This is a genomic window from Robertmurraya dakarensis, from assembly GCF_900156875.1.
In the GTDB taxonomy this organism is placed as follows: domain Bacteria; phylum Bacillota; class Bacilli; order Bacillales; family Cytobacillaceae; genus Robertmurraya; species Robertmurraya dakarensis.
The window spans coordinates 264,343-287,486 of record NZ_LT707408.1 but is presented as its reverse complement, the minus strand read 5'-3'; the positions used below and the strand labels follow the sequence as shown (position 1 = coordinate 287,486).

Here is a 23,144-nt window from a genome sequence, read left to right as displayed (position 1 = left end):
TAGAAAAAACAGAAGATCAACGTTATGAGGTGAGGATAGTTGATTAGCATCAAGAATGTGATTATCGTATGCTTGAGTTTATTTATCTCTAATTTAATAGGTGGTTGTAGCTATAGTGCTTCAAAGGTTACAAACGAAAACGGGGTAAAAGATAACTTAGATATCGTTATTTTTAAAATCGGTAAAGCCGATAGTATCCTCTTGAGCATGGGAGATCAAACGGTTCTGATTGATACAGGGGAAGATGAGGATGGAGAAGAGATAATTGATTACATGGAAAAAAATAAGATAACTATGATTGATTATTTGATACTAACTCATTTTGACAAAGATCATGTAGGAGGAGTTGATACAATTTTAAATGAAGTTGAGGTATTGAATGTCATTTCTCCAAATTACGAGAGTGATAGTAAGGATTACAAAAAGTATATGGTGGCACTAGAAGATCATGACATAGCTCCCCTTAAATTAACAAATGTTTTTATTTTTAAGGTGGGGACTGCTCAATTTACCATTGATCCTCCACGTAAAGATACTTATTCTGGGGACAATGATTATTCACTCGTAATCAGTGTAGAACACGGAAAGAATAGATTTTTGTTTGCCGGAGACGCAGAAGAAAAACGTCTTACAGAACTAATTGAATCAGGAAATTTGGAGCATACCCTTTTAAAGGTACCCCATCATGGACGTTATAATGACAAAAGTACAGAATTTTTCACCTTAATCCATCCTAAATACGCTGTTATCACTTCTTCAGATAAAAACCCAGAAGAAAAAGAGGTAATAGACGTTCTAAAACAATTGGGGACGGAAGTTTATGTAACGAGAAATGGGGACATTCTTATTTTTAGTGATGGAGAATCCCTTCGTATAAATCAATAACGATGTTTTCTCAAATAAAAATGATATCTGTCAAGCCCTTCGATTATAACGATCATAAGATAGTTGGAGTTTCATCACGTTTGTTTATTAAAACGAGTGTGAAGACTAATTAAAATTAAAATATCCATTTGGAAATACAAACGGAAATAAAAACGTTGAGAGAAATTAGCCGCTAGATCAAACACACTGATTTACGTCTGCAACAAAAATAAGACATGAGTGTTTTGGGCATATCAAAGGTAATTGGAACCATAATTTTACAGTCCTTCTTTCTTTATCATTATTCTTGTTAATTGCAGATTTATTTTTTTCTCGCTGACAACACTTGGAAATATTAGAGTTTTTTATATTTAGATTTCCTTAACATACCCCTTTTTTACGATTATAGGAAACTCCTTCTCTAATTTAATTGTATTTTTTACAGTCCCATACAAGATATATATAGTAAGTAGATTTAGAAGTATTATTCCATTAAATGGCGCTTTAATGGAACAATGTCCCTTGCCAGTTTCTGAATCCACTTTATAATTTCAGGTGTCCACTAAAGGGGTAAACCGTGTAAAGAATTGCTATTCATATCGGCACAAGTAGGGGTTATGTTTATCAGATGCTTAGAAAAGCACAATTTAAATTAAATAAATACTATTCTTTAGAACATAATAAATATTATTGAAAAAAAATAAATGTGTAACAAAGTAAAAAGGGCTTGGAATTCAAAAAAGGATTTTTTTTTTATTGTTTTTTTCATAAGAGGTTTACCCTTAACCATTCCGGGGTAAGAGAAGGTGGAATAAAACAATAACACGGAGGGATTAAAATGGAAGAAGTTTTTTATCAGGGAGAGGCCTATTATATTCTTCATAAATATGACTCTGGGTATTGGGAAATTAAAAGTAAAATCAATCGTTTCGATATCATTTTAATACATAATTCTGAAGTAACTCATTGATGTTAAGTGTAAAAAGTGAAAATATATAAAGGGATCGCCTTACTCCTAAGACGATCCTCTTTTTTATGCTGTTGTTACTGGTTCTTCCTCTAGTTGACTTGCCGGTCCGAAAAATTCAAAATGTACATTCTCCTGTGGTACTCCCCATTCTTTTAAGTATCTGTACATCAATTTCATAAACGGCACAGGTCCACAGAAATAAAAGTCTGCTTGATTAGTTGAGACAATTGATTTCAACCATCCTAAATCAATAAAGCCCTCTTTATCATAGTTCTTACTTTCACGATCTTCCGCATTTGGTTCAGAATAAGCAACAAAGCTCTTTACATTCTCATTTTTGCTGGCTAATTCTGCAACTTCTTCTCTCAAGGCATGTACGTCGCTGTTCAATGCACCATGAATAAATGTTACTTCCCGTTCAGGCTGCTTCTCAACAATCGTGTGCAGCATGCTGACCATTGGTGTTAAACCGACTCCACCGCTGATTAAAACAGCAGGCGTATCGTTTTCTTCAAGTACAAAGTCTCCCGCTGGTGCGCTAGCGGCGATAATATCTCCTTCTTGAACAGAATTGTGTAAGAAATTAGAGACTACACCCTTTTCTTCACGTTTCACACTGATGCGGTAATAATCTTTTCCTGGTGCGTCTGATAAACTGTAATGGCGAATATGGGTATATGTTTCACCTTCAGGCTGTACTTTTAAAGTAAGGTATTGTCCTGCTTGATAATCAGCAATTTCTTTTCCATCCTCTGGTTTTAAGTAAAAAGAAGTAATAACCTCACTTTCTTTTACCTTTTTATCAACGATAAAGTTTCGGAAGCCTTCCCAGCCACCTTGCTGTTCCTTTGCTTCTGTATACATTTCTGCCTCAATTCCGATAAATGCGTCGGCAATCACACCATATGCTTCAGCCCAAGCATTGATAATTTCATCAGTTGCAGCATCCCCTAATACAGCTTTAATCGCTGCTAATAGATTTTCTCCAACAATTGGATAATGTTCAGGAAGAACTCCTAATGCACGGTGTTTCTCACCGATTTGTTTTACTACTGGAATAATCGCCCCTAAGTTATCAATATTAGCTGCTGCTGCGTAAACGGTGTTAGCCAGTGCGGTTTGTTGGCGCCCTTGTCTTTGATTGGCATGATTAAAAATATTCAATAGTTCCGGATGATTACTAAACATTAGCTGATAGAAACGAGTTGTGATATCTTTCCCGTGTTTTTCCAGTACAGGTACTGTACTTTTTACGATTTCAATTGTCTTTTCACTTAACATTAGTCCATCCCCTTAAAACATATATTTAATTTACATCTTTATAATATAACAATAGTGATAATAAAAGATATATTAGGAATACATCTTTCATAAAACTGTCACAATTTAGAGCTTGTACAAATAACTTAGTGCTATAATAAAAACAATCTCACACAAAGGGGATTTTTTACTATGAGGTTAACGAATTATACGGATTATTCCTTACGAGTTTTGATATTCTTAGCTCTTAAAAAAGACGGGGAATTGAGTACGATAAAAGAAATTGCCGAAACCTATGATATCTCTAAAAACCATCTGATGAAGATCATCCATCATCTTGGCCAGCTTGGGTATATTGAGACGATTCGGGGTCGAAATGGCGGCATGAAGCTTGCAAAAAAGCCAAAGGATATAAATATCGGGGAAGTTGTTTCTAAAACCGAGGAAGATTTTCATATTGTTGATTGTTTTCAGCAAGGCGGAGGATATTGCGCCATTTCGCCTTCGTGTAAACTAAAACACGCTTTAAACCAAGCACTTCATGCTTTCCTAGCTGTTTTGAATGAGTATACCTTAGCGGATTTTGTAGATAACAAAGATGAGTTATACAATTTATTTCGTGCAGCGCTTGAATGATAAGGGGTTGGGGACCGTTAAAAATGATATTCTTGATTTTGAGGGCTCCTTGAAGGGGCCTTGAGTACCTCAAAGAAGGGACACTCCTGATTTGAAGGCCCCATAAAGAGTTTTCTCATAAAACTAGGTTAACTAAAGTTCCCAGCCTCTCGTCAACTTCCATATTTCCTTCAACACCGGCATTTCTTGTTTGGTTACCACAAAAACACTCCTCTTAAAAGTTTGAATAATAACGTTTATATAAGAAGCAAGTCATCCAACTTCAAAATCTCCATTTTCCGCTGACCTACCTGTTTAATTAAGCCCTGCTCCTCAAATGCAGTCAACCGACGGCTAATCGTTTCCGGCGTTGTCCCTAAATAAGAAGCTAAATCTTTCTTGCTCATAGGTAATTGAATATGAAGGGAACCATCTTGATCTTCTACACACTCAGCCAAAAATAGAGCTATACGTGTTTCGACTCTCTCAGTCGCAAAGCGGGCAGTCTGCCTCTCCGATTTTTCGAGACGATTAGAAAATTCACTTAAAATCTTCAATGAAATGGATGGATATTTTATAAGAAATTCCTGTAGATCTGATCGCTTAATCGTACAAACTTCTGTATCAACAACGGCTTCCGCATAGGCTTCATGAACGTTTTCTTGAAACAATGCTAACTCACCGGTGAAATTACCCGGATTCAAAATCCGCACAAGCTGTTCCTTCCCGGATTCAGATAAACGATATATCCTTATTTTCCCTTTATTAACGATATATAAGGAATCTGATTGATCTCCAGCACGATAAATAACTTCCCCCTTTTTATAAGAGCCAGGTTGGACAGTTTGCATAATTTCATCCATTTGCGCTGGTTCCAAATGATTAAAAATAGGAACCAGCGAGATACACGCTTGATGTGCGCAGCTATGGTTACAAGCCCTTTTTTCAGCCATTCCTCTCCTCCCTTTCTTATACAAAAAGTTATCTTTTGAACCATTATACTTCATGAATAGATGAAGTAGGCATTTGCTCCTTGTACTTTCCTACGTTCACCGTATTTTTTTGATTAAATTTGATTAATCTCATCCCATTCAAAATCACTAATAACACACTCGCTTCATGGATAAACATCCCGGATGCTAAATGGACAGACCCATTTAAAACTCCAAGCAGTAGTACAAAAACCGTGAATACTGCAAAAAATGTATTTTGCTTCATGTTTCGGATCGTCGCTTTTGATAAAGAGTAGGCGTGAGATAATTGCATGAGTTTATCTGCCATCAAAACAACATCAGCTGTTTCCATTGAAATATCCGTGCCACCTTCACCCATTGCCAAGCCTATATCAGCTGTTGCAATTGCGGGTGCATCATTAATGCCATCCCCTGCCATCGCAACAATATGGCCTGCCGCTTTTAATTGATGAATATATCTCACTTTATCTCCTGGCAATAACTCAGCGTGAAACCCATCTAACCCAAGTGTACCAGCAACTATTTCTGCGGTATGTCTATTATCGCCCGTTAACATCACCATCTTTTTAATCCCGTTTCTTCTCATTTCTGCCAATGCCTCTACTGCATCATCACGTATTTCATCAGCAATCGAAAATACACCGGCAATCAGCCCATCTACAGCTGCAAAAATGGCTGTATTGCCTAGTCTTTCACGTTCTAGGGCATAGCTTTCGATCTCTTTTGATAAAAGTATGTTTTCCCCCTTTATCAATTTGCGATTTCCAACCACTATTTTTCTTCCGTCGATCCTTGCAATAATCCCATTTCCTTTAATAACTTTTCCTTCCTTAGGTTCATGATTCAAGCTTAAATTTCTCGCTTTTGCTTCTTGAACAATCGTTTGACCTAAATGATGTTCAGAAATCATTTCAGCTTGGGCAACTAATTTTAGAAGTTCATTTTCCTGATAATGACTAAAACTCTTAATATCAGTGACCTCTGGTTTTCCTTTTGTAAGTGTACCTGTTTTATCAAATACGATCGTATCTACCTTTGAGAACTTATCCATCACCTCTCCGCCTTTTACCAGCACCCCTTTTTTCGCTCCATTCCCTATACCCGCCACATTCGATACAGGGGCGCCAATAACCAATGCGCCAGGACAAGCAATCACAAGAAAAGTAATCGCTAGGTGAAGATCTCTGCTGAACAGATAGACTAGTATGGATAATACTATGACGGCCGGTGTATAAAAGCCTGCGAATCTATTAAGAAATTTCTCTGTTTTTGATTTGTTTTCTTGTGCCTCTTCCACTAATTCAATGATTTTAGCAAAAGTCGTATCGTCTCCCACCTTTTCAGCTAAGATCTCAATATAGCCATGATCAACAATCGTCCCACTAAATACTAGATCTTTCTCCTTTTTAGACGAAGGCACGGATTCACCGGTTACGGCCGCTTCATTCAAGGAAGCTTGACCAGAAACAATTTTCCCGTCAACTGGAACCTTTCCACCAGACCTAATGACAACAATATCTCCCGCTGTTACATCCTCTACGGGGATTGTTACTCGATTCCCATCCCTCAAAACCGTGGCCTCTTGAGGCGCCATATCAACCAGTTCTTTAAGAGAAGATCTCGTTTTTTCTAACGTACGCGCTTCTAAATAGTCCCCAAATAGAAATAAGAAAGTGACAATGGATGATTCTGTATATTCCCCTATAAAAAGCGCCCCGATCACGGCAATCGTGACTAACAGCTCAATACTAAAAACATTCATTCTAATAGCCTGATAAGCTTTCATAACAATAGGAACACCGGCAAAAATCGTTGCAAATATGAGCAAGATATTCTTAATATCAGCATGATTAAACGCTCCAGCTGCAAAACCCATGGCTATTAATACAAACGCTAAAGCAGTAATGGGTTTTTTATATTTATTTACCAAGGCAGTCACGTAAATCTCATCCTTTCCGTTTTCTCATCCTACTTTTATGATAAGGTACCTGTCGTATTAAGAAATTGACCGGCATCAAGTCTGTTCTTTTTATATTTCAAAAAAAAAAGGACCTATAATCATGTTCCACTCCAAGATCATAAGCCCGCAATTTAACCTATGAAGTTTTTGATGACAGTACCTGATAACCTAGTTTAGTAATCTTTTCTTTTAGTTGGTCAGCACCCGTTTGATTCTCATCAAATTCTGCTTTCACTTTGCTTGAATTAAACAACACTTTAGCGGACTCTACGCCATCTGCCTTACTTAATGTAGTTTCAATTTTTTTAATACAAGACGGACAAGTTAGTGGTTCTAATTGAAAGACTGCTTTTGCCATTTGTTTTTCCTCCCTTACTCTAAGACAACTTCAGTTTAAGCCCATTCTGTAAAAAAATAATTGACGTTAATCAAGATTAGCTTAAATAAAAAACCCCTCCAGTGAGGGGCAGAGATTGAACATCATCTTTATGACTCCTTTTTTATTTCACTGAACATCGCAACATAGTTTTTATTATCGCCAGCGTCATTCTTAACAGGACTAATCGAGACCCATTCTATATAAAGCTGACCATTTTTCTTTTTATTGCAGATCTCGCCTTGCCAGAATCCATTTTGCTTAATGGACTGCCACATTTTATCGTAAAAATCCTTCCCATGTTTGCCAGACCTCAATATGCGTGGATTTTTCCCAAGCACTTCTTCTTCACTATAGCCCGTCACCATCGTAAAGGCTGGGTTCACTTGTTCAATATTTCCTTTTAAATCTGTTACCATAATGCCTTCTGCTGCATGACTAATGATTCTATGGGCCATCTCCAATTTTTCTTGATAAAACATCCATAAAACGATGATTAAACAAACAAGAGCAACTTGAGATAAAGCCATGAATCCGATTGCGTAGTGCCCCGTTATGTTATACAAGAGCGTTAACATTAACGGTGGGAAAAATCCTCCTAAGCCTCCCATTGCAGACACAATCCCATTAACAATTCCTGCTTGTTTTGAGAAGTACATTGGAAGCAGCTTAAATACAGCTCCATTCCCTATTCCGGCAAATAGAGCAACGGCTAGGCACCCTATTGAATACCACGTTAAAGAAGGATCGAATGCTAATAATATTCCAGATAGTGTTAACCCCGCAAAAACAACGAGTAATATTTTAAAGGTATTAAACTTATCACTCAGCCAGCCGCCAATTGGGCGAAAAAGAGTGGCAATCGCAATAAATCCAGCTGTACGCAAACCAGCATCAATTTTATCTAAATCAAAATGAGCTACCAAGAAATTTGGCAGATAGACAGTAAACGCAACAAATGACCCAAACGTTAAGAAATAAAATAAACTTAGAAACCACAGCTTTTCATTTTTATATACACTTATAATTTGTTCTTTTAATGGTGTAATAACCTTTGGTTCATCTTTGTCACCAAACAAAAAGTTTAGTAACGCAACTACAATGACTAGAATTAAATAAAGCTGTACGGTAGTTTGCCAGCCTAACCATGTTGCGATAACAGGTGCTGCAAACGTGGTAATCGCCGTACCAATATTACCAGCTCCATAGATTCCATTAATGAATCCATGACGTTCTTTCGGATAATACTTTGGCAATGAAGTAACCCCTACTGAGAAGACAGCGCCGCTAATCCCTAAAAACAATCCGCCAATCAATAAATCGGTTAAGGATGAGGCTGTACTAATATAGGAAATAGGGAATAGTAGCAGCAAAAAGCTGATAAAAAATAATTTCCTAGCTCCAAAGCGATTTGTCCAATAGCCAATTGGTATCCTCAGTATAGAGCCGAGTATAACCGGAACAGCTGTAACTAAAGACAATTGACTTGCTGTTAAATTAATATCCTCTTTAATAAATGGAATCAATGCTGAGAGGATTACCCACACCATAAACCCCGCAATTAAACTAAATGTTTGGAGAGGCAATTGAAATGTTTTTGATTTCATTTGTTCGGTCTCCTTTCATTTCCTTATAATCATTCTTACCCGAGAATATAGGCCTTCTTCTCATTCTTAAATCTATCGTAAAAAACGATAAGCTGGTAAGATGTGAAGTTGTTCACACTTATTGTGATGTTCATAAATTATTCACAACTTTCCTGCAATCACTTGCTTCAAGAAAGATTCTAAGCGGAACGTATGATAAGATAAATATATACTAATGGCTGAAAAAGCAGGGTGATTAAAATGCCTAACTCGCTAAAACCAACGCATTCCATTGAGATAAAAGAACTCCTTCGACTTGCCGATCGAAAAATGATACTGCAAAAAGGACAGTATCTTTTCCGGGAAAGTGAAAAAGCTGACGAGCTATACATAATCATTTCTGGCAAGGTGCAAGTAAGCAAAGTAACATCAGATGGACGGGAGCTATGCCTCAGAATTTGCAGTGATAATGATATTTGCGGGGAATTAACTTTATTTACTGAATCGCCTTATTACCTTCTCAGCGCCTTGGTAACAGAAGAGGCTGAAGTTGCAGCAATTAGAAAAGATACAATTGAGAAGGGAATTTTTAAAAATAGCGCCTTAGCATTTGAATTTATCAAATGGATGAGTGATCACTTTCGAAAAACACAAATGAAGTTCCGAGATCTTGTTCTTTATGGGAAAAAAGGAGCCTTATACTCTACTCTTATTCGCATGACAAATAGTTACGGTGTGAAGGTTTCGAACGGAATCCTAATCGACCTCCCCCTAACACATCAAGAGCTTGGAAATTTTTGCGGGATATCAAGAGAAGGCACGAATCAATTGATAAATGAACTAAAGCGAAAAGGAATCCTTTCGGTAAATAAGCGAAAAATTACCGTTCATGATCTTTCATTTTTAAAAAATACAATAGGCTGTGAAGACTGCCCTGCAGTCTACTGCAGCATCGAATAAATACTGTTTTAAAAAAGAGGCCGACCATTTGTCAGCCTCTTTTTTGTGTCCAAAAATATATGTCGATTTTTTGTCGAAAAAAATCAATGTGTGAGGTACTTTACAGTTTCCCTTTTTCTCCCCTTGTTAGGCTATTAATAAAGAACGAAGCAAATCAACGGTTCTTCTTGATAAAAGAGAAACGTTTGAAAATACCGCCACGAGGAGAGATTTTCTATGAAAAAGAAACGATCACCTTTACAAAATCGTTTGAAATATTTAACTCCTATTGAAAAGCAATCAAATAACCACAGTCAGACAACAAACGAAAACCGAGAGTGGGAGCAGGCATATCGAAAGAGATGGCAGCATGACAAAGTGATCCGTTCTACACACGGCGTTAACTGTACCGGTTCCTGCAGCTGGAACATTTATGTAAAGGATGGAATTGTGACATGGGAAGGACAACAGCTTGACTATCCATCAACTGGTCCGGATATGCCAGACTTTGAACCACGCGGCTGTCCGCGCGGTGCAAGCTTTTCTTGGTATATTTACAGTCCATTACGAGTGAAATATCCCTATGTTAGAGGAATCTTATTAAATTTATGGCGTGAAGCCTTACAAACAAACGAAAGTCCATTGGATGCATGGAAAAGCATTGTTGAAAATCCTGAAAAAGCACATAGCTACAAGCAAGCCCGCGGAAAAGGCGGTTTGGTCCGGGCGGAGTGGAATGAAGTATTGTCCCTGATCTCAGCATCGCTCCTCTACACTGTAATGAAATATGGTCCAGATCGAAATGTGGGCTTCACACCGATTCCAGCGATGTCGATGATAAGCTATGCATCAGGTTCTCGTTTCATGTCATTAATGGGCGGGCCAATGCTCAGTTTCTATGATTGGTATGCTGATCTTCCGCCTGCATCACCGCAAATCTGGGGTGATCAAACGGACGTACCTGAAAGCAGTGACTGGTATAATTCCGGCTATATTATGACCTGGGGATCTAACGTTCCACAAACACGAACACCTGATGCTCATTTCCTCGCAGAGGTTCGGTACCGCGGTACGAAAGTTGTTTCGGTCAGCCCGGATTATGCAGAGTCTACTAAATTCTCAGATGATTGGATGAAGGTGAAGCAAGGTTCTGACGGTGCCCTGGCGATGGCAATGGGTCATGTCATTTTAAAAGAGTTTTATGTGGATAAACAGCATGATTATTTTATAAATTACTCCAAGCAATATACTGACTTTCCTTTTGTCGTTACCCTAAAAAAAGATGGCGATCATTTTACACCAGACCGCTTCTTAAATGCTGTTGATCTTGGAAAAGAAGTAGAAAATGGCGAATTTAAGCCTGTGCTTTACAATGATCTTAATGACAAATTAGTTATTCCGCACGGCACGATGGGAGCGAGATGGGAAGACAAAGCAAAATGGAACTTAAAGATGATCGATGAAGAAAGCGGAGAGAAAATCGATCCGAGGTTATCGTTCCTAGGAATTGAAGAAGAAGTTTCTACTGTGAAAATTCCTTATTTTTCACATGATGGCAATGAAATACTATACCGAACTGTTCCAGTGAGAAAAATTGAGCATAACGGCAAGGTCTTTTACACAACAACGGTATTTGATTTAACTCTAGCAAACTATGGAGTCGATCGCGGCCTTGGCGGTACTGTAGCAAAAACACTAGAAGAAAATACTCCATTTACACCTGCTTGGCAGGAAAGTATTACAGGTGTGAAACCAGAGCTTGTTACCCAAATTGCACGTGAATTCGCTCAGAACGCCCTTGATACAAACGGACGGTCCATGATCATCGTTGGAGCTGGAATCAATCACTGGTTTAATGCCGATACCATATATCGCGCTGTCTTGAACCTGGTTCTCTTTGTTGGCGCTCAAGGCGTGAACGGCGGCGGGTGGGCCCATTATGTTGGTCAGGAGAAACTGCGTCCTGTCGAGGGTTGGCAGACGATTGCAACAGCAAAAGACTGGGGAGCAGCACCGAAATTACAAAACGGAACATCTTTCTTCTATTTTACAACAGACCAATGGCGCTATGAGGAACAGCCTGTAAGTGATCATATTTCTCCTTTATACGAAAAAGCACGATATGACCATTATGCTGATTACAATGTGATGGCCGCTAGACTAGGCTGGCTCCCTTCTTATCCGACTTTTAATCAAAATGGAATTGATTTATATAAAGAAGCGGAAAAGACTGGGGCAAAATCACCTGAAAAGGTGGGCAAGTATGTTGCTGAAAAGTTAAAGAATCGCAAATTGCAATTTGCAATCGAAGACCCTGATAATCCAGTGAACTTCCCGCGGAATTTATTTGTATGGCGGTCGAATCTAATTTCAAGTTCTGGTAAAGGCCATGAGTATTTCTTAAAGCATTTGCTAGGTACAACCAGCGGTGTTCTTAATGACGATGGAGACAGCCTGCGACCTGAGGAAATCAAATGGCGTGATCAAGGAGCCGAAGGAAAACTTGATTTATTAATAGACTTAGATTTCCGGATGGCCGGTACAGGTCTTTATTCAGATGTGATTTTACCAGCTGCAACTTGGTATGAAAAACATGATTTAAACAGTACGGATATGCACCCATTTATCCATCCGTTTAATCCAGCTATCTCAACACCATGGGAGTCTCGTTCAGACTGGGATATCTTTAAATCAATTGCAAAAAGTGTATCAGACATGGCTTCTTCCCTAGATCTAGATCCAATTAAAGAAGTCGTGGCTACGCCGCTGCTGCATGACACACCACAAGAGCTATCGCAGCCGCTTGGATTGGTGAAAGATTGGAGCAAAGGCGAATGCGAACCAGTTCCAGGCCGTACGATGCCGCAGATTCATGTTGTCGAAAGAGACTACAAACTGATCTACGATAAAATGACTTCTTTAGGGCCAAATATTAAAAATGCGCCGTACGGCATTAAAGGTATCAATTGGTCTGCAGAAGAGGAATATGAAAAATTGAAAAAAGTACTTGGGACTGTAAATGGCGGGGTTGTAGATGGCTGTCCAAGTATTGAATACGCGAAGAATGCTTGCGAAGCAGTGCTTACCCTTTCTTCTACATCTAACGGAAGAATGGCTGTAAAGGCTTGGGAAGCGTTGGAGAAGAAAACAGATCTCGAATTAGTAGATTTAGCAGCAGAAAGAGAAGAAGAATGCTTTACTTTTGCACAAATTACAGCACAGCCAAAAACAGTCATCACCTCCCCTGCTTTTAGCGGATCAGAAAAAGGTGGACGACGCTATTCTCCTTTTACAACAAATGTTGAAAAGCTGATTCCATGGAGAACGATTACAGGAAGACAATCCTTCTACGTTGATCATGAAATGATGCACGAGTTTGGCGAAGCGATGGCTACTTTCAAGCCAATCCTGCAAAGCAAGCCTTTTAAAAATAAACGTCCTGACATAGAAGGCAAAGAGATCGTCTTAAATTATTTAACACCACATAATAAATGGTCCGTTCATAGCATGTATTTTGATTCTCAACCGATGCTGACCCTTTTCCGAGGAGGTCCAACGGTATGGATGAACAAAGATGATGCAGCTGAAGTTGGCATAGAAGACAATGATTGGATCGAGTGCTTTAACCGCAACGGCGTTGTCGTGGCAAGAGCGGTTGTGTCACACAGAATCCCAAGAAGCATGGCCTTTATGCACCATGCGCAGGATCGTCATATTAATGTGCCGGGTACAAAATTAACAGACAATCGCGGCGGCACGCATAATAGTCCAACAAGAATCTATATCAAACCAACTCATATGATTGGCGGCTACGCCCAATTAAGCTACGGCTTTAATTACTACGGACCAACTGGGAACCAGCGTGACGTCAATGTGGTCATCCGTAAACTGAAGGAGGTTGATTGGCTTGAAGATTAAAGCACAAATCGGAATGGTCATGAATCTAGATAAATGTATCGGCTGTCATACTTGCAGTGTAACGTGTAAAAACACCTGGACAAATCGTCCAGGTGCAGAATATATGTACTTTAATAATGTCGAGACGAAGCCAGGTATCGGCTATCCAAAACGCTGGGAAGATCAGGAGAAATACCGCGGCGGCTGGGAAGTTAAAAACGGGCGCCTGCAATTAAAGTCAGGTTCCAAAGTGAACAGGCTGCTGCAGTTATTTTACAATCCTAATCTGCCAGAGATTGATGATTATTATGAGCCATGGAACTACGACTATGAAACATTAACGAATAGTCCAGCTCGCAAAACACAGCCAGTTGCTCGTCCTAAATCTGCTTTAACTGGTGAATTCATGGATGTTCTTTGGGGACCGAACTGGGAGGATGACTTGGCAGGAGGACATATCACTGGTCTTCAAGATCCGAACGTGGAGAGAATGGAGAATCAAATACGGACTGAATTTGAAGATGTATTCATGATGTATCTGCCAAGAATCTGTGAACACTGCATCAATCCAGCTTGTGTCAGCGCTTGTCCTTCTGGTGCGATGTACAAACGTGATGAAGACGGAATCGTGCTTGTTGACCAGAATGCTTGCCGTGCTTGGAGGCATTGTGTTACTTCTTGCCCTTATAAAAAGGTTTATTTCAACTGGCAAACCAATAAAGCCGAAAAATGCACCCTTTGCTTCCCTAGAATCGAAGCTGGAATGCCTACGATTTGTTCAGAAACATGCGTTGGACGCATTCGCTATCTTGGTGTCATGCTCTATGATGCGGATAAAGTTCAGGAAGCTGCGATGGCTGATGAGAAGGATTTGTATCACTCTCAATTGGAGGTATTTTTAGATCCTCATGACCCTGAAGTCATTGCAAAAGCAAAAGAAGAAGGCATCCCGATGGAATTTATTGAGGCGGCCCAAAAGTCACCAATTTATAAAATGATCATCGATTGGAAAATCGCCCTGCCGCTGCACCCAGAATATCGCACATTGCCAATGGTTTGGTATATTCCGCCATTAAGTCCGATTATGAACATGTTCGAAGGTGTCGGCAGCAGTTCAAGTGCAGAAGACATCTTCCCTGCGATTGATCAAATGCGAATTCCGATCGAATACTTAGCTAACCTGTTGACTGCTGGTGATGAAACACATATCCGCAGCGTCTTGAAGAAAATGGCAGTGATGAGAACGTATATGAGAAGTGTACAAACTAATAAGAGCCCTAATATTTCAATTATCAAAGAGCTTGGCTTGGATGAACAAGATATTAAAGATATGTACCGCTTGCTTGCGATTGCAAAATACGAAGATCGTTTCGTCATCCCAGCTTCCCACCGTGAAGAAGTCGCCGACCTCTACGACGAACAAGGAAGCTGCGGCCTAGCCTTTGCCGGCGGCCCAGGCTCCTGCGGCACCCTTTAGGTACCAGGTACCACAAAAAGACAGTGTCCTTCTGTAGCGGACACTTAAAATAACTACAAGGAATAGAGGGGGATTTCCTTCCCCCCCTCCCTTTAATGAATGCAATAGGTGGTGAAATCATCATGGAAGATTATGAGATTCAACAAGTTTTTCAGTTTTGTTCTTATTTACTAAGTTATCCTGACAGGGAGTTTACAGGTTCACTGCCAGTGATTTCAGAGGAACTTACTAATTTAATAGAATCACCAATGAAGGTGGAGCTTCATCAATATTTACAAAAGGCAATGAAGATGCGATCTTCAGAATTAGTTTCTATCTATGTAGATACTTTCGACTTTGGCAAGAAAACCAATCTTTATATTACCTATATGACGAACGGGGAGCAGCGTGAAAGAGGGATGGATCTATTATTCCTAAAAAACTATTATCAATTGCATGGTTTCAGTGCAACGGATAAAGAATTGCCTGACTACCTGCCTCTTATGCTGGAATTTGCTGGTGCAGTAGACCAGGAAACGATGAAACCTGTCTTTCAGCGATATTTAACTAATATCAAGGAAATTGCAGATCGCCTGCAGCCAGAGGATAATCTTTATGGTCATATTTTGAAGGCAACTATGCTCGCATTAGAGAAAGCTGGCATCACAAAGCTTGTACGGAGGAGTGACGAAATATGTTCCAACAGTTTTTATGGGTAGTTCTCCCCTACATCGTTCTAACGATTTTCATCGGGGGGCATATATACCGTTATCAACACGATCAGTTCGGCTGGACATCCAAATCTAGCGAACTATTAGAAAAGAAACTGCTGCGGCTCGGAAGCAATCTTTTTCATTGGGGAATCATCTTTGTATTCGGAGGTCATGTAATGGGGCTGCTCGTTCCCATTGGAGTGTTTGAAGCTATGGGTGTATCAGAACACCAATACCATACCATCGCCCTTCTTGGCGGAATCCCCGCTGGAACCGCTGCAACAATTGGAATCATCATTCTTCTTTATAGAAGAATGTCAGTTCGAAGACTAATAGCAACGAGCACAAAAGGAGACTGGGTAAGTTTAATTTTCTTACTCGTCGTCATTTTATCTGGGATGTCTGCAACATTACTAAATATCGATTCGCATGGCTTTGATTATCGAACCACAATCGGCCCATGGCTAAGAGGAGTTATCACATTCCAGGCAGATGCAAGCCTGATGGCCACTGTACCCCTTTGGTTTAAAATTCATATCCTTGCTGTTTTTGGAATTTTTGCCGCTTGGCCATTTACACGTCTAGTCCATGTATTCAGTGTTCCACTCCGTTATCTATCACGCAGTTATGTAATTTATAGAAAAAGAGAACCAAAGCAAGAAACGCTATAAAGAACCATCAAAAAATAAAGAAGGAATCATATTTATAAAAAGTAGATTCCTTCTTCCCCGTAATTTCTAAAATAGAGATTAAAACGTCGGTCCAATTCGCCAAATCCCAAAATCATGCTGCTTCAAAATTTCAGCTTTTGTCAGCTTCCCGCTTGCAACATCTTTAATCTCCGAAATGATCCTGCTTCCAACTTCATCAACCGTCTCAATTCCTTCAATAATTGTTCCCGCATCGAGATCAATATTTTCATTCATTTTTTCATACATCGCTGTGTTGGTTGAAATTTTGATCACAGGTGCAATCGGTGAGCCTGTTGGTGTCCCTCTTCCACTTGTAAAAAGGACCACTTGTGCTCCTCCTGCCACCATTCCCGTCAATTGCTCGATATCATGACCTGGTGTATCCATCCATACCAGCCCCTTTTTAGTTGGCCTTTCAGCATAATTCACAATTTCCTCAAGCCTTGAACTCCCCGACTTTGTCGCCGCACCCAGTGATTTTTCTTCTAAAGTCGTAATCCCGCCTTCTATATTTCCAGGGCTTGGATTACCCGTACGGAGATCAACTCCCATCAAATTGGATCGCTTCTCTATCGCCCCAATTACTTCATATACTCTCTTAGCTACCGTATCATCCGCAGCACGATTAGCAAGCAGATGCTCAGCCCCAATTAACTCCGTTGTTTCTGCTAAAATGGCTGTGCCGCCTTGCTCGACGATTCCATCACTCGCGCGCCCTACCGCCGGATTAGCGGAAAGTCCCGAACAAGCATCCGAACCGCCGCATTCAGTCGCAACGATTAATTCATTAAAATAGCATTCCTCTCTCATAACTGTTGACGCTTCTTGTACCATTTTCACCGCAACTTTCGCTGTATCCGCAATCGCTTGCAGCGTTCCACCTTGATCCTGTATAGACACAACCTCAACCGGCTTTCCTGTCTTTTCAATTTCTTTTGCAATCATTCGTGCTTGATGCGTTTCACAGCCAAGCCCTAACACAATTACTCCATACACATTTGGATTACTTCCAATCCCCACATAAGCTTTAAACGTCTGATCGTAATCACTGCCAATCTGGCCGCAACCATGAGGATGGATAAAAGAAACCGTTCCCTGCACTAACTCGGTAACCCTCTGCGCTGTTTGCGTTGCACAAGTAATCGTTGGCAAAATCAATATATGATTCCTGACCCCAACCTGGCCATTGCCTCTTCTATATCCCCAAAATTTTATTTTTTCCATTATTCCTCACTCCCTCGTTTGCTTTCAATATTATGTACATGTACATGCTCACCCGCTAGAATGCCTTTTGTTGCAACCCCAATCACTTCCCCATATTTCTTGATATCTTCTCCTTTTTGAATATCTATCACAGCAAACTTATGCCCAAAGTCTATCTTATTTTTCATATGTATCTCTTTTTCTACTTTTCCTGCTTTAACGAGGACTTTTTTATTTTTTTCAATCTCCGATAAAGCAGTGGCAATATTATCTTCTTCATTTAAAAAAAGTGCATTCACCTTTTCCATTTTAGACACCTCCAACCTGTTAGAACGAATTTTTAAAATTATATAAATATTAACTATTTTAGCATAAAAAAACCCTTTACTCTTCAAAAGTAAAAGGTTTCTTTACATTTATTTACCGTTCTCCTCTCTAATTTTCTCCATTCTTTCTGTCCAATCCTGAATTTTCTGATCTATTCGTTCCACTTCATCATCAATTTCCTGCTTTTTCTTAGCAGCCAATTCATCCTTTAAGGAAGTCAGTTTCCCCTTGTAGGCCTCGACTCTTTCATTAAGTGCGGTCTCTTGCTCTGTTGTGATCAGACCTTCTTTTTTCAATAACTGGATTGTATGTCTAAATCTAGTATTCTCTTGATTAACTGCATGACCAATGGTTTGAGACAATTTATCAATATCTAGCTTCTGGAACATCACAGGGAATGTATTTTTCGGGGAGCTCCATTGCTTGCTCATGATATCGATTGTGCTTGGAACCCATGTATGTTTAATACTCTCTTTTAAATCATCTGGATGATGTGCAGGAATATATTCTCCGTTTCCAGCCAGCGCTACTTCCTTTAGTTGATTCTCAGCCTTCGCATCTACATTAAAACCGATAATATTTACTTTTCTCTGCTCATTATCTGCAGCAAACAGCTTCGCTTCCTCAACCGGATCGCCATCACAAGTTTCCGCACCGTCACTAACGATATATAATGTGATATCACCATCATATGAAGCACTCGCTTCTCTAGCTGTTTTGATTGCTTCTGCTAAAGGAGTCCACCCCTTTGCTTCAACATTCTGTACCGCTTTAAAAAAGGATTCTTCCTGATAAGGCTGCAGCGGATATACTTCATCGATTTTTGAGCAGGATAACGCTTTATCTTTATCTTCCTGAGTTCCGGCATGACCATATACATATAATGAGACATCACTCGTCTCTCCAATGGTCTTCGCAAAACTCCGTACAGCATTTTTAGCAACCTCCATTTTCTGCTGCCCATCTACAGAAAGCAGCATACTTGAACTAGCATCAAGTAAGAGAATAGCTTTTTCTGGTGCTCTATCCTCACTATTTTCTGCACTCGCTGCCAGCTCTTCTGGTTCAGGCAGCAGCGGCTCATCAAAATTAGGCTTCATTGCAGCCAATCGGCCTACTGTCTCTTCATACGCATTGTTTCCAAGTAAATAAATGAAAGCTTTAAAAAGCGTATCTGGATCTTTTGTCTCCTCTAAAACTTTCTCCATAGCATTTTTTGTTTCTTCCTTAATCCCCTCTAAACCATCAAGCTTCGCCCAAAGAGCTGTTTCAGATTCATAGGACAGGTCCTTTGTTAACAGACCCGGCTTTACATCTTGAAAGTCTTCTATACTATCAGGGATTTTTAACGATTTGAGCTCTTCAAATGAGAAGCCGACCTCCTCGTTCCCACTCTCCGACTGCTTTTCTTCTGTTTCCTCTACTTTCTGCACTTCTTTGTTCTCAGCTGCCTTTTCAGGAGCTGGCTCATTCGCTTCCTGCTTTTCAGAGCATCCAGACAAGATCAACACAAACGACAGCAGCATGAGATAGATCATTCTTGACATAATCGCCTTCACCTCGCCTTTTTATTTGCTCTTAATTAATTCTCACTCTCTAGTACTTCTTTCCATTTATCTTTCCAGGCTTGAACCTGTGCGTTGATTTCATTTCTCGCTTTTTCAGCCTCGGCATCCTTTTCATCCTTTATTCCTCGGAAATGCTCATTTCGAAGATTACGCATTTCTTCCGCTAGGCCAATTACTTCAGAATGCACTTCTTCCGTTATAAAACCTTCATTCTTTAGGAATCTTGCAGCACTGCTGATTCGATTGAGCTCGCGTTCCGAAGACTGATAGAGTGGACTATACAAATCAAGCACCGCCTGTTTTTGATGAACCACATCATGAAGAAGCATCCCTTGAGTAGATAGCAATTGCCCAAAAGTTGGCTTCCACTTTTTTAGCACAAGCTCCTCAAACTCTTCCTTATCTCGAACGGTTGCATAGGTGCCCCCGCCTGCTTCAGCTACTTCCATCAGCTGCTTTTGACCCTCGTCATCCACATCAAATCCAATAATATTGACTTTCGCCTCAATGTTGCTTTCGTTCAGTTTCTTTGCAGCGACAATCGGGTCGCCGTCGCATGTCTCAATTCCATCACTGACAATGTAAACAATATTTTTATATTCTACCCCGTTGTATGAAGCCAGCAGTTCCTGAGCCTTGTCAATTGCTCCCGCCAGCGGTGTCCATCCGCTAGCTTGAAAGGAATTCATTGCCTCATTAAAGGAAGCAGGATTATAAGAACTTAATGGGTAAACAGCATCAATTCGACTGCAGGACTCTTCTTTATCTGCATCGCTTCCTGTCCCAATATGACCATAAGCAAGAAGCGATACATTCACATCCTCTTCCATTTGATCCGTAAATTTCTTAATTGTCTCTTTTGCCAAATCCATTTTGACACCTCCAGGAACACTTGCTTTCATGCTCCCGCTTGCATCCATTAAAATGACAACATTTGTTTGCTTTTGTTTCTTCACTTTTTCAACTTCATCTTCCCCTTGGGGAAGTTCAGGCATCACATGACCATGCTCGTAATCAACTAAATCTTGATAATACGTTTTATATTGTCCTGAACCAAGCTGATAGACAAGATAGTCATAGACTTCGTCACTCGTTAGCTCTTGCTTGTTCTCAAAATAACCTGTTAATTCTTTTTCAACAATTGGATTAAATGTGTCCATAATAAAATTGCGATACTGAACAAAATCTAAGCCTTCAATGATTTCTAATTCAGGGTCGATATGCTCCTCTACCAGTTTCCCTGGCTCTTGTACAACGACTTCTTCTATCTCTCTGGCAGCTTTAGGTATTTCTTTCACCTTTTTCTCACTCGCTTTTTCAGCGGAAACGTTCTTTGACTCCTCACTGCTTCCTGCATGCTCTTGGTCAGCTGAACAGCCAATTAATATGAAAATAGAAATGAGAATAATTCCTGCATATCCTAGTCTTTTGTATGGCAACATGAGATACATCACTTCCTACATTTATACTTAATATGAAACTACCGTGCGTACTTGTGTCTTTCTTCATTAAATTAGAATAAAGCCATTAATAAACGCCATATAAGGAAAAAAGCTGCAATGGCTACACCGCCCCAGACCGCTTTTTTATTTACCTTCGTTTCCTTACCGTCTCTTTCTCCTGCCAATACGATGGACATTAACATTAACCCGATAAATCCAAAAACGGTAAACCCAATGATATTAAACTTATGCTCTTCAAAACTAATTCCGCCGCTTTCATCGGGAGCTGTAAAGGCCCAATAAAACATTAAAGCAAAATAAACAATTAAATAGAGTCCTGAAAAGACTGATAATGTTTTCTTTTGCACTAATTCACCTCAATTCCGAGCACTTGACTCCTCTCTTATTGCTTCCGACTCTTAATCAGACCAACAGCCAATTAATATGAAACCCCCGTTCGCGTATGTGTTTTCTTGAATTCATCCATATTCGGATCAAAATAATCTTCATTAAAGGCTGCTACAAACCGATCATCGTCTACATAACCAGATCCCCATGTTGGGTCCATCGTTAACCAGCTTCCGTCCACGTTTGCTTCTACCCATGCATGCCTTCCTGGTAAAATACCGCCTCCTGCTCTTCCTTCAACAAATCTAGCTTCAATCTCACTGGCGCGAAGCAATGCAATCGCTAAAAATGCATAATCCTGGCACACACCTGTTTTCAGATCCAATGTTTTTAATGCGCTATCATCCCATTCGAATTCATCATTTTCATATTTTTGAACATCATAAGAAACATTTTTTGCTACATAATCATAGATTGCTTTCGCTTTTTCACGGTCAGTTTCTTTACCGCTTGTGATCTCTTTTGCCAATTCCTTTATTTCTGGCGCATCCGACTGTACTCCGCGAGATGGAAGAAGATCACGCAGGTCTTCAGCAGCGTTTGATTCCACCTCAAACTTTGCAAAACCAAAATATCGGAAATAATCACTGTTTTCTTCTTTTATTTCTGGAACACTAACCGTTACATCATAAGTTCCAGGACCAAATCTAAGATAGAAAATACCATCAAACGAATAATCCTCTACTGGAATTACATCTAATGCTTCGTCTTCGCCTTTTTTGGTCGTCACATAAATATGAGTTGTATCTGCAGCAAACTCAGCGTTTGGATCGATAAAGCCCTTAATATTGTAGGTCGTTTCAGCTTCTTCACCACCGTACAAAGGTGTTTCAAGTGTAACTCCCCGCTCTAAATACATATTTGAAAACTCAATTGGTTTCATGACACTCGCAGACTCATTATCTATTAATATGGTTGTAGCCACTTGATAGTAATTATCCCGCTTTTCATCAGGAACTAACACCTCTAATTTGTGTACCCCTTCTCCATAAAACAACGGCACATCATATGCAAATTCCCCTTCTTTTACCGGCAGCACATGCTTCCATGTGTTTGAATCTTTATAGAGAGAAATCATGATCGTATCTTCATCTGTTAAATTTCCTGCTTTACCGCTAAGCTCAAAAATTTCATTCTCTTTTACATAACTTGCTTCTAAGTCCAATGAAAGCTTCGCAGCCTGCCCAAACGGACTAAACGTCACATCCCTCTGTATTTCAGGGTTCACATTGATAACTTCGAAGGAAGAAAGGTCATAGTAGTAATTTTCCCGATTTGTATCAGGAAGCTTAACCGTTACCTTATACTCACCCTCTCCATTATGAAAATGAACAGCCTGCTCAAATTTTCCTTCCTTAATTGGTGTGTAATATTCATGCAAATCGCCAGAAGGACCATCCTCGAAGGAATACACCTCAATCCACGCATAATCCGATTTCAAATTTGTGTATTGTTCAATTTCTCCTTCAACCTTCACTTCACCATTTACAGCAAATTTTTTATACACAGGCTCTTTCAATGTAGCGCCAATTTCTTCACTGTAGGTTGTCAGTTCGATCGGTTCAAGTGCTAGTTCATCGTTTTTTTCCTTTACTAATTTTTCGTACTGATCCTCAAGCTTCTTTTCTTCTTTCGTCTTTTCAGATGCTTCACCATTGCTGCTTTCATTGCTGCAGGCAGAAAGAAATACTGTCCCTGCCATTAAACATATCAATACCGCCAACCATGTTTTGCGTTTCATGATACCCTCCTCATATACGGACTCACTTTTTCCAAAAATTTATAATTATCGTCTTTAGTTCTTACGAGTGAACGCTCATTTATGTTTCTGAGTATTAAGTCCCCTTTTAGTAACATATTGTCAAAAAGAAAAAGGTTACCTCGGGGACCTTTT

Annotated in this window: 18 protein-coding genes; 7 read left to right on the top strand and 11 right to left on the bottom strand. The window is 39.7% G+C overall.

Annotated features, from left to right (window positions below):
* Window positions 1-39: 39 nt before the first annotated feature.
* Complete coding sequence (locus CZ487_RS02515) at window positions 40-885, top strand: ComEC/Rec2 family competence protein (RefSeq protein ID WP_077210677.1); 846 nt, start codon at window positions 40-42, stop codon at window positions 883-885.
* A gap of 1,012 nt (window positions 886-1,897) precedes the next feature.
* Here the strand turns inward: CZ487_RS02515 and hmpA are convergent.
* Window positions 1,898-3,115 carry an NO-inducible flavohemoprotein gene (gene hmpA, locus CZ487_RS02510; RefSeq protein WP_077210676.1) on the bottom strand — a complete coding sequence of 406 codons (1,218 nt, stop codon included), beginning with the start codon at window positions 3,113-3,115 and terminating at the stop codon, window positions 1,898-1,900.
* Window positions 3,116-3,286: 171 nt separating this feature from the next.
* On the opposite strand from hmpA, the gene CZ487_RS02505 reads away from it, so the two are divergent.
* A complete protein-coding gene (locus tag CZ487_RS02505; RefSeq protein WP_077210675.1) occupies window positions 3,287-3,730 on the top strand; it encodes an Rrf2 family transcriptional regulator in 444 nt (147 codons plus the stop codon).
* Window positions 3,731-3,966: 236 nt separating this feature from the next.
* On the opposite strand, the gene CZ487_RS02500 is transcribed toward CZ487_RS02505, so the two are convergent.
* The 4 genes from CZ487_RS02500 to CZ487_RS02485 all read right to left on the bottom strand — a co-directional run bounded on the left by CZ487_RS02500 (window position 3,967) and on the right by CZ487_RS02485 (window position 8,626).
* Entirely contained in the window at window positions 3,967-4,662 is a 696-nt protein-coding gene (locus tag CZ487_RS02500) for a Crp/Fnr family transcriptional regulator (protein WP_077210674.1), read from the bottom strand.
* A gap of 43 nt (window positions 4,663-4,705) precedes the next feature.
* Window positions 4,706-6,622: a heavy metal translocating P-type ATPase gene (locus tag CZ487_RS02495; RefSeq protein ID WP_077210673.1), complete on the bottom strand. Its 1,917-nt coding sequence runs from the start codon at window positions 6,620-6,622 to the stop codon at window positions 4,706-4,708.
* Window positions 6,623-6,779: 157 nt separating this feature from the next.
* Entirely contained in the window at window positions 6,780-7,001 is a 222-nt protein-coding gene (locus CZ487_RS02490; protein ID WP_077210672.1) for a heavy-metal-associated domain-containing protein, read from the bottom strand.
* A 128-nt stretch (window positions 7,002-7,129) separates the two neighbouring features.
* Window positions 7,130-8,626 (bottom strand): nitrate/nitrite transporter, encoded by a 1,497-nt coding sequence (locus CZ487_RS02485; RefSeq protein WP_077210671.1) that lies wholly within the window; start codon window positions 8,624-8,626, stop codon window positions 7,130-7,132.
* A 240-nt stretch (window positions 8,627-8,866) separates the two neighbouring features.
* Between CZ487_RS02485 and CZ487_RS02480 the strand changes: the two genes are divergently transcribed.
* From CZ487_RS02480 to narI, 5 genes are all read left to right on the top strand, one after another.
* Complete coding sequence (locus CZ487_RS02480) at window positions 8,867-9,565, top strand: Crp/Fnr family transcriptional regulator (RefSeq protein ID WP_077210670.1); 699 nt, start codon at window positions 8,867-8,869, stop codon at window positions 9,563-9,565.
* A 216-nt stretch (window positions 9,566-9,781) separates the two neighbouring features.
* Window positions 9,782-13,462: a nitrate reductase subunit alpha gene (locus tag CZ487_RS02475; RefSeq protein WP_077210669.1), complete on the top strand. Its 3,681-nt coding sequence runs from the start codon at window positions 9,782-9,784 to the stop codon at window positions 13,460-13,462.
* The gene (gene narH / locus CZ487_RS02470) at window positions 13,452-14,918 is read left to right on the top strand and encodes a nitrate reductase subunit beta (RefSeq protein WP_077210668.1); all 1,467 of its coding nucleotides are present in this window, start codon (window positions 13,452-13,454) and stop codon (window positions 14,916-14,918) included. Before CZ487_RS02475 ends, narH begins: the two co-directional genes overlap by 11 nt.
* 122 nt (window positions 14,919-15,040) lie before the next feature.
* A complete protein-coding gene (gene narJ / locus CZ487_RS02465) occupies window positions 15,041-15,616 on the top strand; it encodes a nitrate reductase molybdenum cofactor assembly chaperone (protein ID WP_077211827.1) in 576 nt (191 codons plus the stop codon).
* On the top strand, window positions 15,592-16,281 hold the full coding sequence (gene narI, locus CZ487_RS02460) for a respiratory nitrate reductase subunit gamma (RefSeq protein ID WP_077210667.1): 690 nt from the start codon (window positions 15,592-15,594) through the stop codon (window positions 16,279-16,281). The genes narJ and narI overlap by 25 nt, the downstream gene beginning before the upstream one ends.
* Window positions 16,282-16,359: 78 nt before the next feature.
* Here narI and CZ487_RS02455 read toward each other — a convergent pair whose 3' ends face one another.
* The 6 genes from CZ487_RS02455 to CZ487_RS02430 all read right to left on the bottom strand — a co-directional run bounded on the left by CZ487_RS02455 (window position 16,360) and on the right by CZ487_RS02430 (window position 22,991).
* Window positions 16,360-17,526, bottom strand: coding sequence for a UxaA family hydrolase (locus CZ487_RS02455; protein WP_077210666.1), 1,167 nt, complete (start codon window positions 17,524-17,526; stop codon window positions 16,360-16,362).
* Complete coding sequence (locus tag CZ487_RS02450) at window positions 17,526-17,813, bottom strand: UxaA family hydrolase (protein ID WP_077210665.1); 288 nt, start codon at window positions 17,811-17,813, stop codon at window positions 17,526-17,528. Before CZ487_RS02450 ends, CZ487_RS02455 begins: the two co-directional genes overlap by 1 nt.
* 108 nt (window positions 17,814-17,921) lie before the next feature.
* The gene (locus CZ487_RS02445) at window positions 17,922-19,379 is read right to left on the bottom strand and encodes a vWA domain-containing protein (protein ID WP_077210664.1); all 1,458 of its coding nucleotides are present in this window, start codon (window positions 19,377-19,379) and stop codon (window positions 17,922-17,924) included.
* Window positions 19,380-19,414: 35 nt separating this feature from the next.
* Window positions 19,415-20,842, bottom strand: coding sequence for a vWA domain-containing protein (locus CZ487_RS02440; RefSeq protein ID WP_077210663.1), 1,428 nt, complete (start codon window positions 20,840-20,842; stop codon window positions 19,415-19,417).
* 71 nt (window positions 20,843-20,913) lie between these two features.
* Window positions 20,914-21,210 (bottom strand): hypothetical protein, encoded by a 297-nt coding sequence (locus CZ487_RS02435; protein WP_077210662.1) that lies wholly within the window; start codon window positions 21,208-21,210, stop codon window positions 20,914-20,916.
* 71 nt (window positions 21,211-21,281) lie between these two features.
* Window positions 21,282-22,991 carry a transglutaminase-like domain-containing protein gene (locus CZ487_RS02430; RefSeq protein WP_077210661.1) on the bottom strand — a complete coding sequence of 570 codons (1,710 nt, stop codon included), beginning with the start codon at window positions 22,989-22,991 and terminating at the stop codon, window positions 21,282-21,284.
* Between the last annotated feature and the right edge of the window lie 153 nt (window positions 22,992-23,144).

Bases quoted from the DNA above. Each gene is read 5' to 3' on its own strand.
- hmpA (WP_077210676.1), bottom strand. From the start codon at position 3,115: ATGTTAAGTGAAAAGACAATTGAAATCGTAAAAAGTACAGTACCTGTA.
- CZ487_RS02505 (WP_077210675.1), top strand. From the start codon at position 3,287: ATGAGGTTAACGAATTATACGGATTATTCCTTACGAGTTTTGATATTC.
- CZ487_RS02500 (WP_077210674.1), bottom strand. From the start codon at position 4,662: ATGGCTGAAAAAAGGGCTTGTAACCATAGCTGCGCACATCAAGCGTGT.
- CZ487_RS02490 (WP_077210672.1), bottom strand. From the start codon at position 7,001: ATGGCAAAAGCAGTCTTTCAATTAGAACCACTAACTTGTCCGTCTTGT.
- CZ487_RS02485 (WP_077210671.1), bottom strand. From the start codon at position 8,626: ATGAAATCAAAAACATTTCAATTGCCTCTCCAAACATTTAGTTTAATT.
- CZ487_RS02480 (WP_077210670.1), top strand. From the start codon at position 8,867: ATGCCTAACTCGCTAAAACCAACGCATTCCATTGAGATAAAAGAACTC.
- CZ487_RS02475 (WP_077210669.1), top strand. From the start codon at position 9,782: ATGAAAAAGAAACGATCACCTTTACAAAATCGTTTGAAATATTTAACT.
- narJ (WP_077211827.1), top strand. From the start codon at position 15,041: ATGGAAGATTATGAGATTCAACAAGTTTTTCAGTTTTGTTCTTATTTA.
- narI (WP_077210667.1), top strand. From the start codon at position 15,592: ATGTTCCAACAGTTTTTATGGGTAGTTCTCCCCTACATCGTTCTAACG.
- CZ487_RS02455 (WP_077210666.1), bottom strand. From the start codon at position 17,526: ATGGAAAAAATAAAATTTTGGGGATATAGAAGAGGCAATGGCCAGGTT.
- CZ487_RS02450 (WP_077210665.1), bottom strand. From the start codon at position 17,813: ATGGAAAAGGTGAATGCACTTTTTTTAAATGAAGAAGATAATATTGCC.
- CZ487_RS02445 (WP_077210664.1), bottom strand. From the start codon at position 19,379: ATGTCAAGAATGATCTATCTCATGCTGCTGTCGTTTGTGTTGATCTTG.
- CZ487_RS02440 (WP_077210663.1), bottom strand. From the start codon at position 20,842: ATGTTGCCATACAAAAGACTAGGATATGCAGGAATTATTCTCATTTCT.
- CZ487_RS02430 (WP_077210661.1), bottom strand. From the start codon at position 22,991: ATGAAACGCAAAACATGGTTGGCGGTATTGATATGTTTAATGGCAGGG.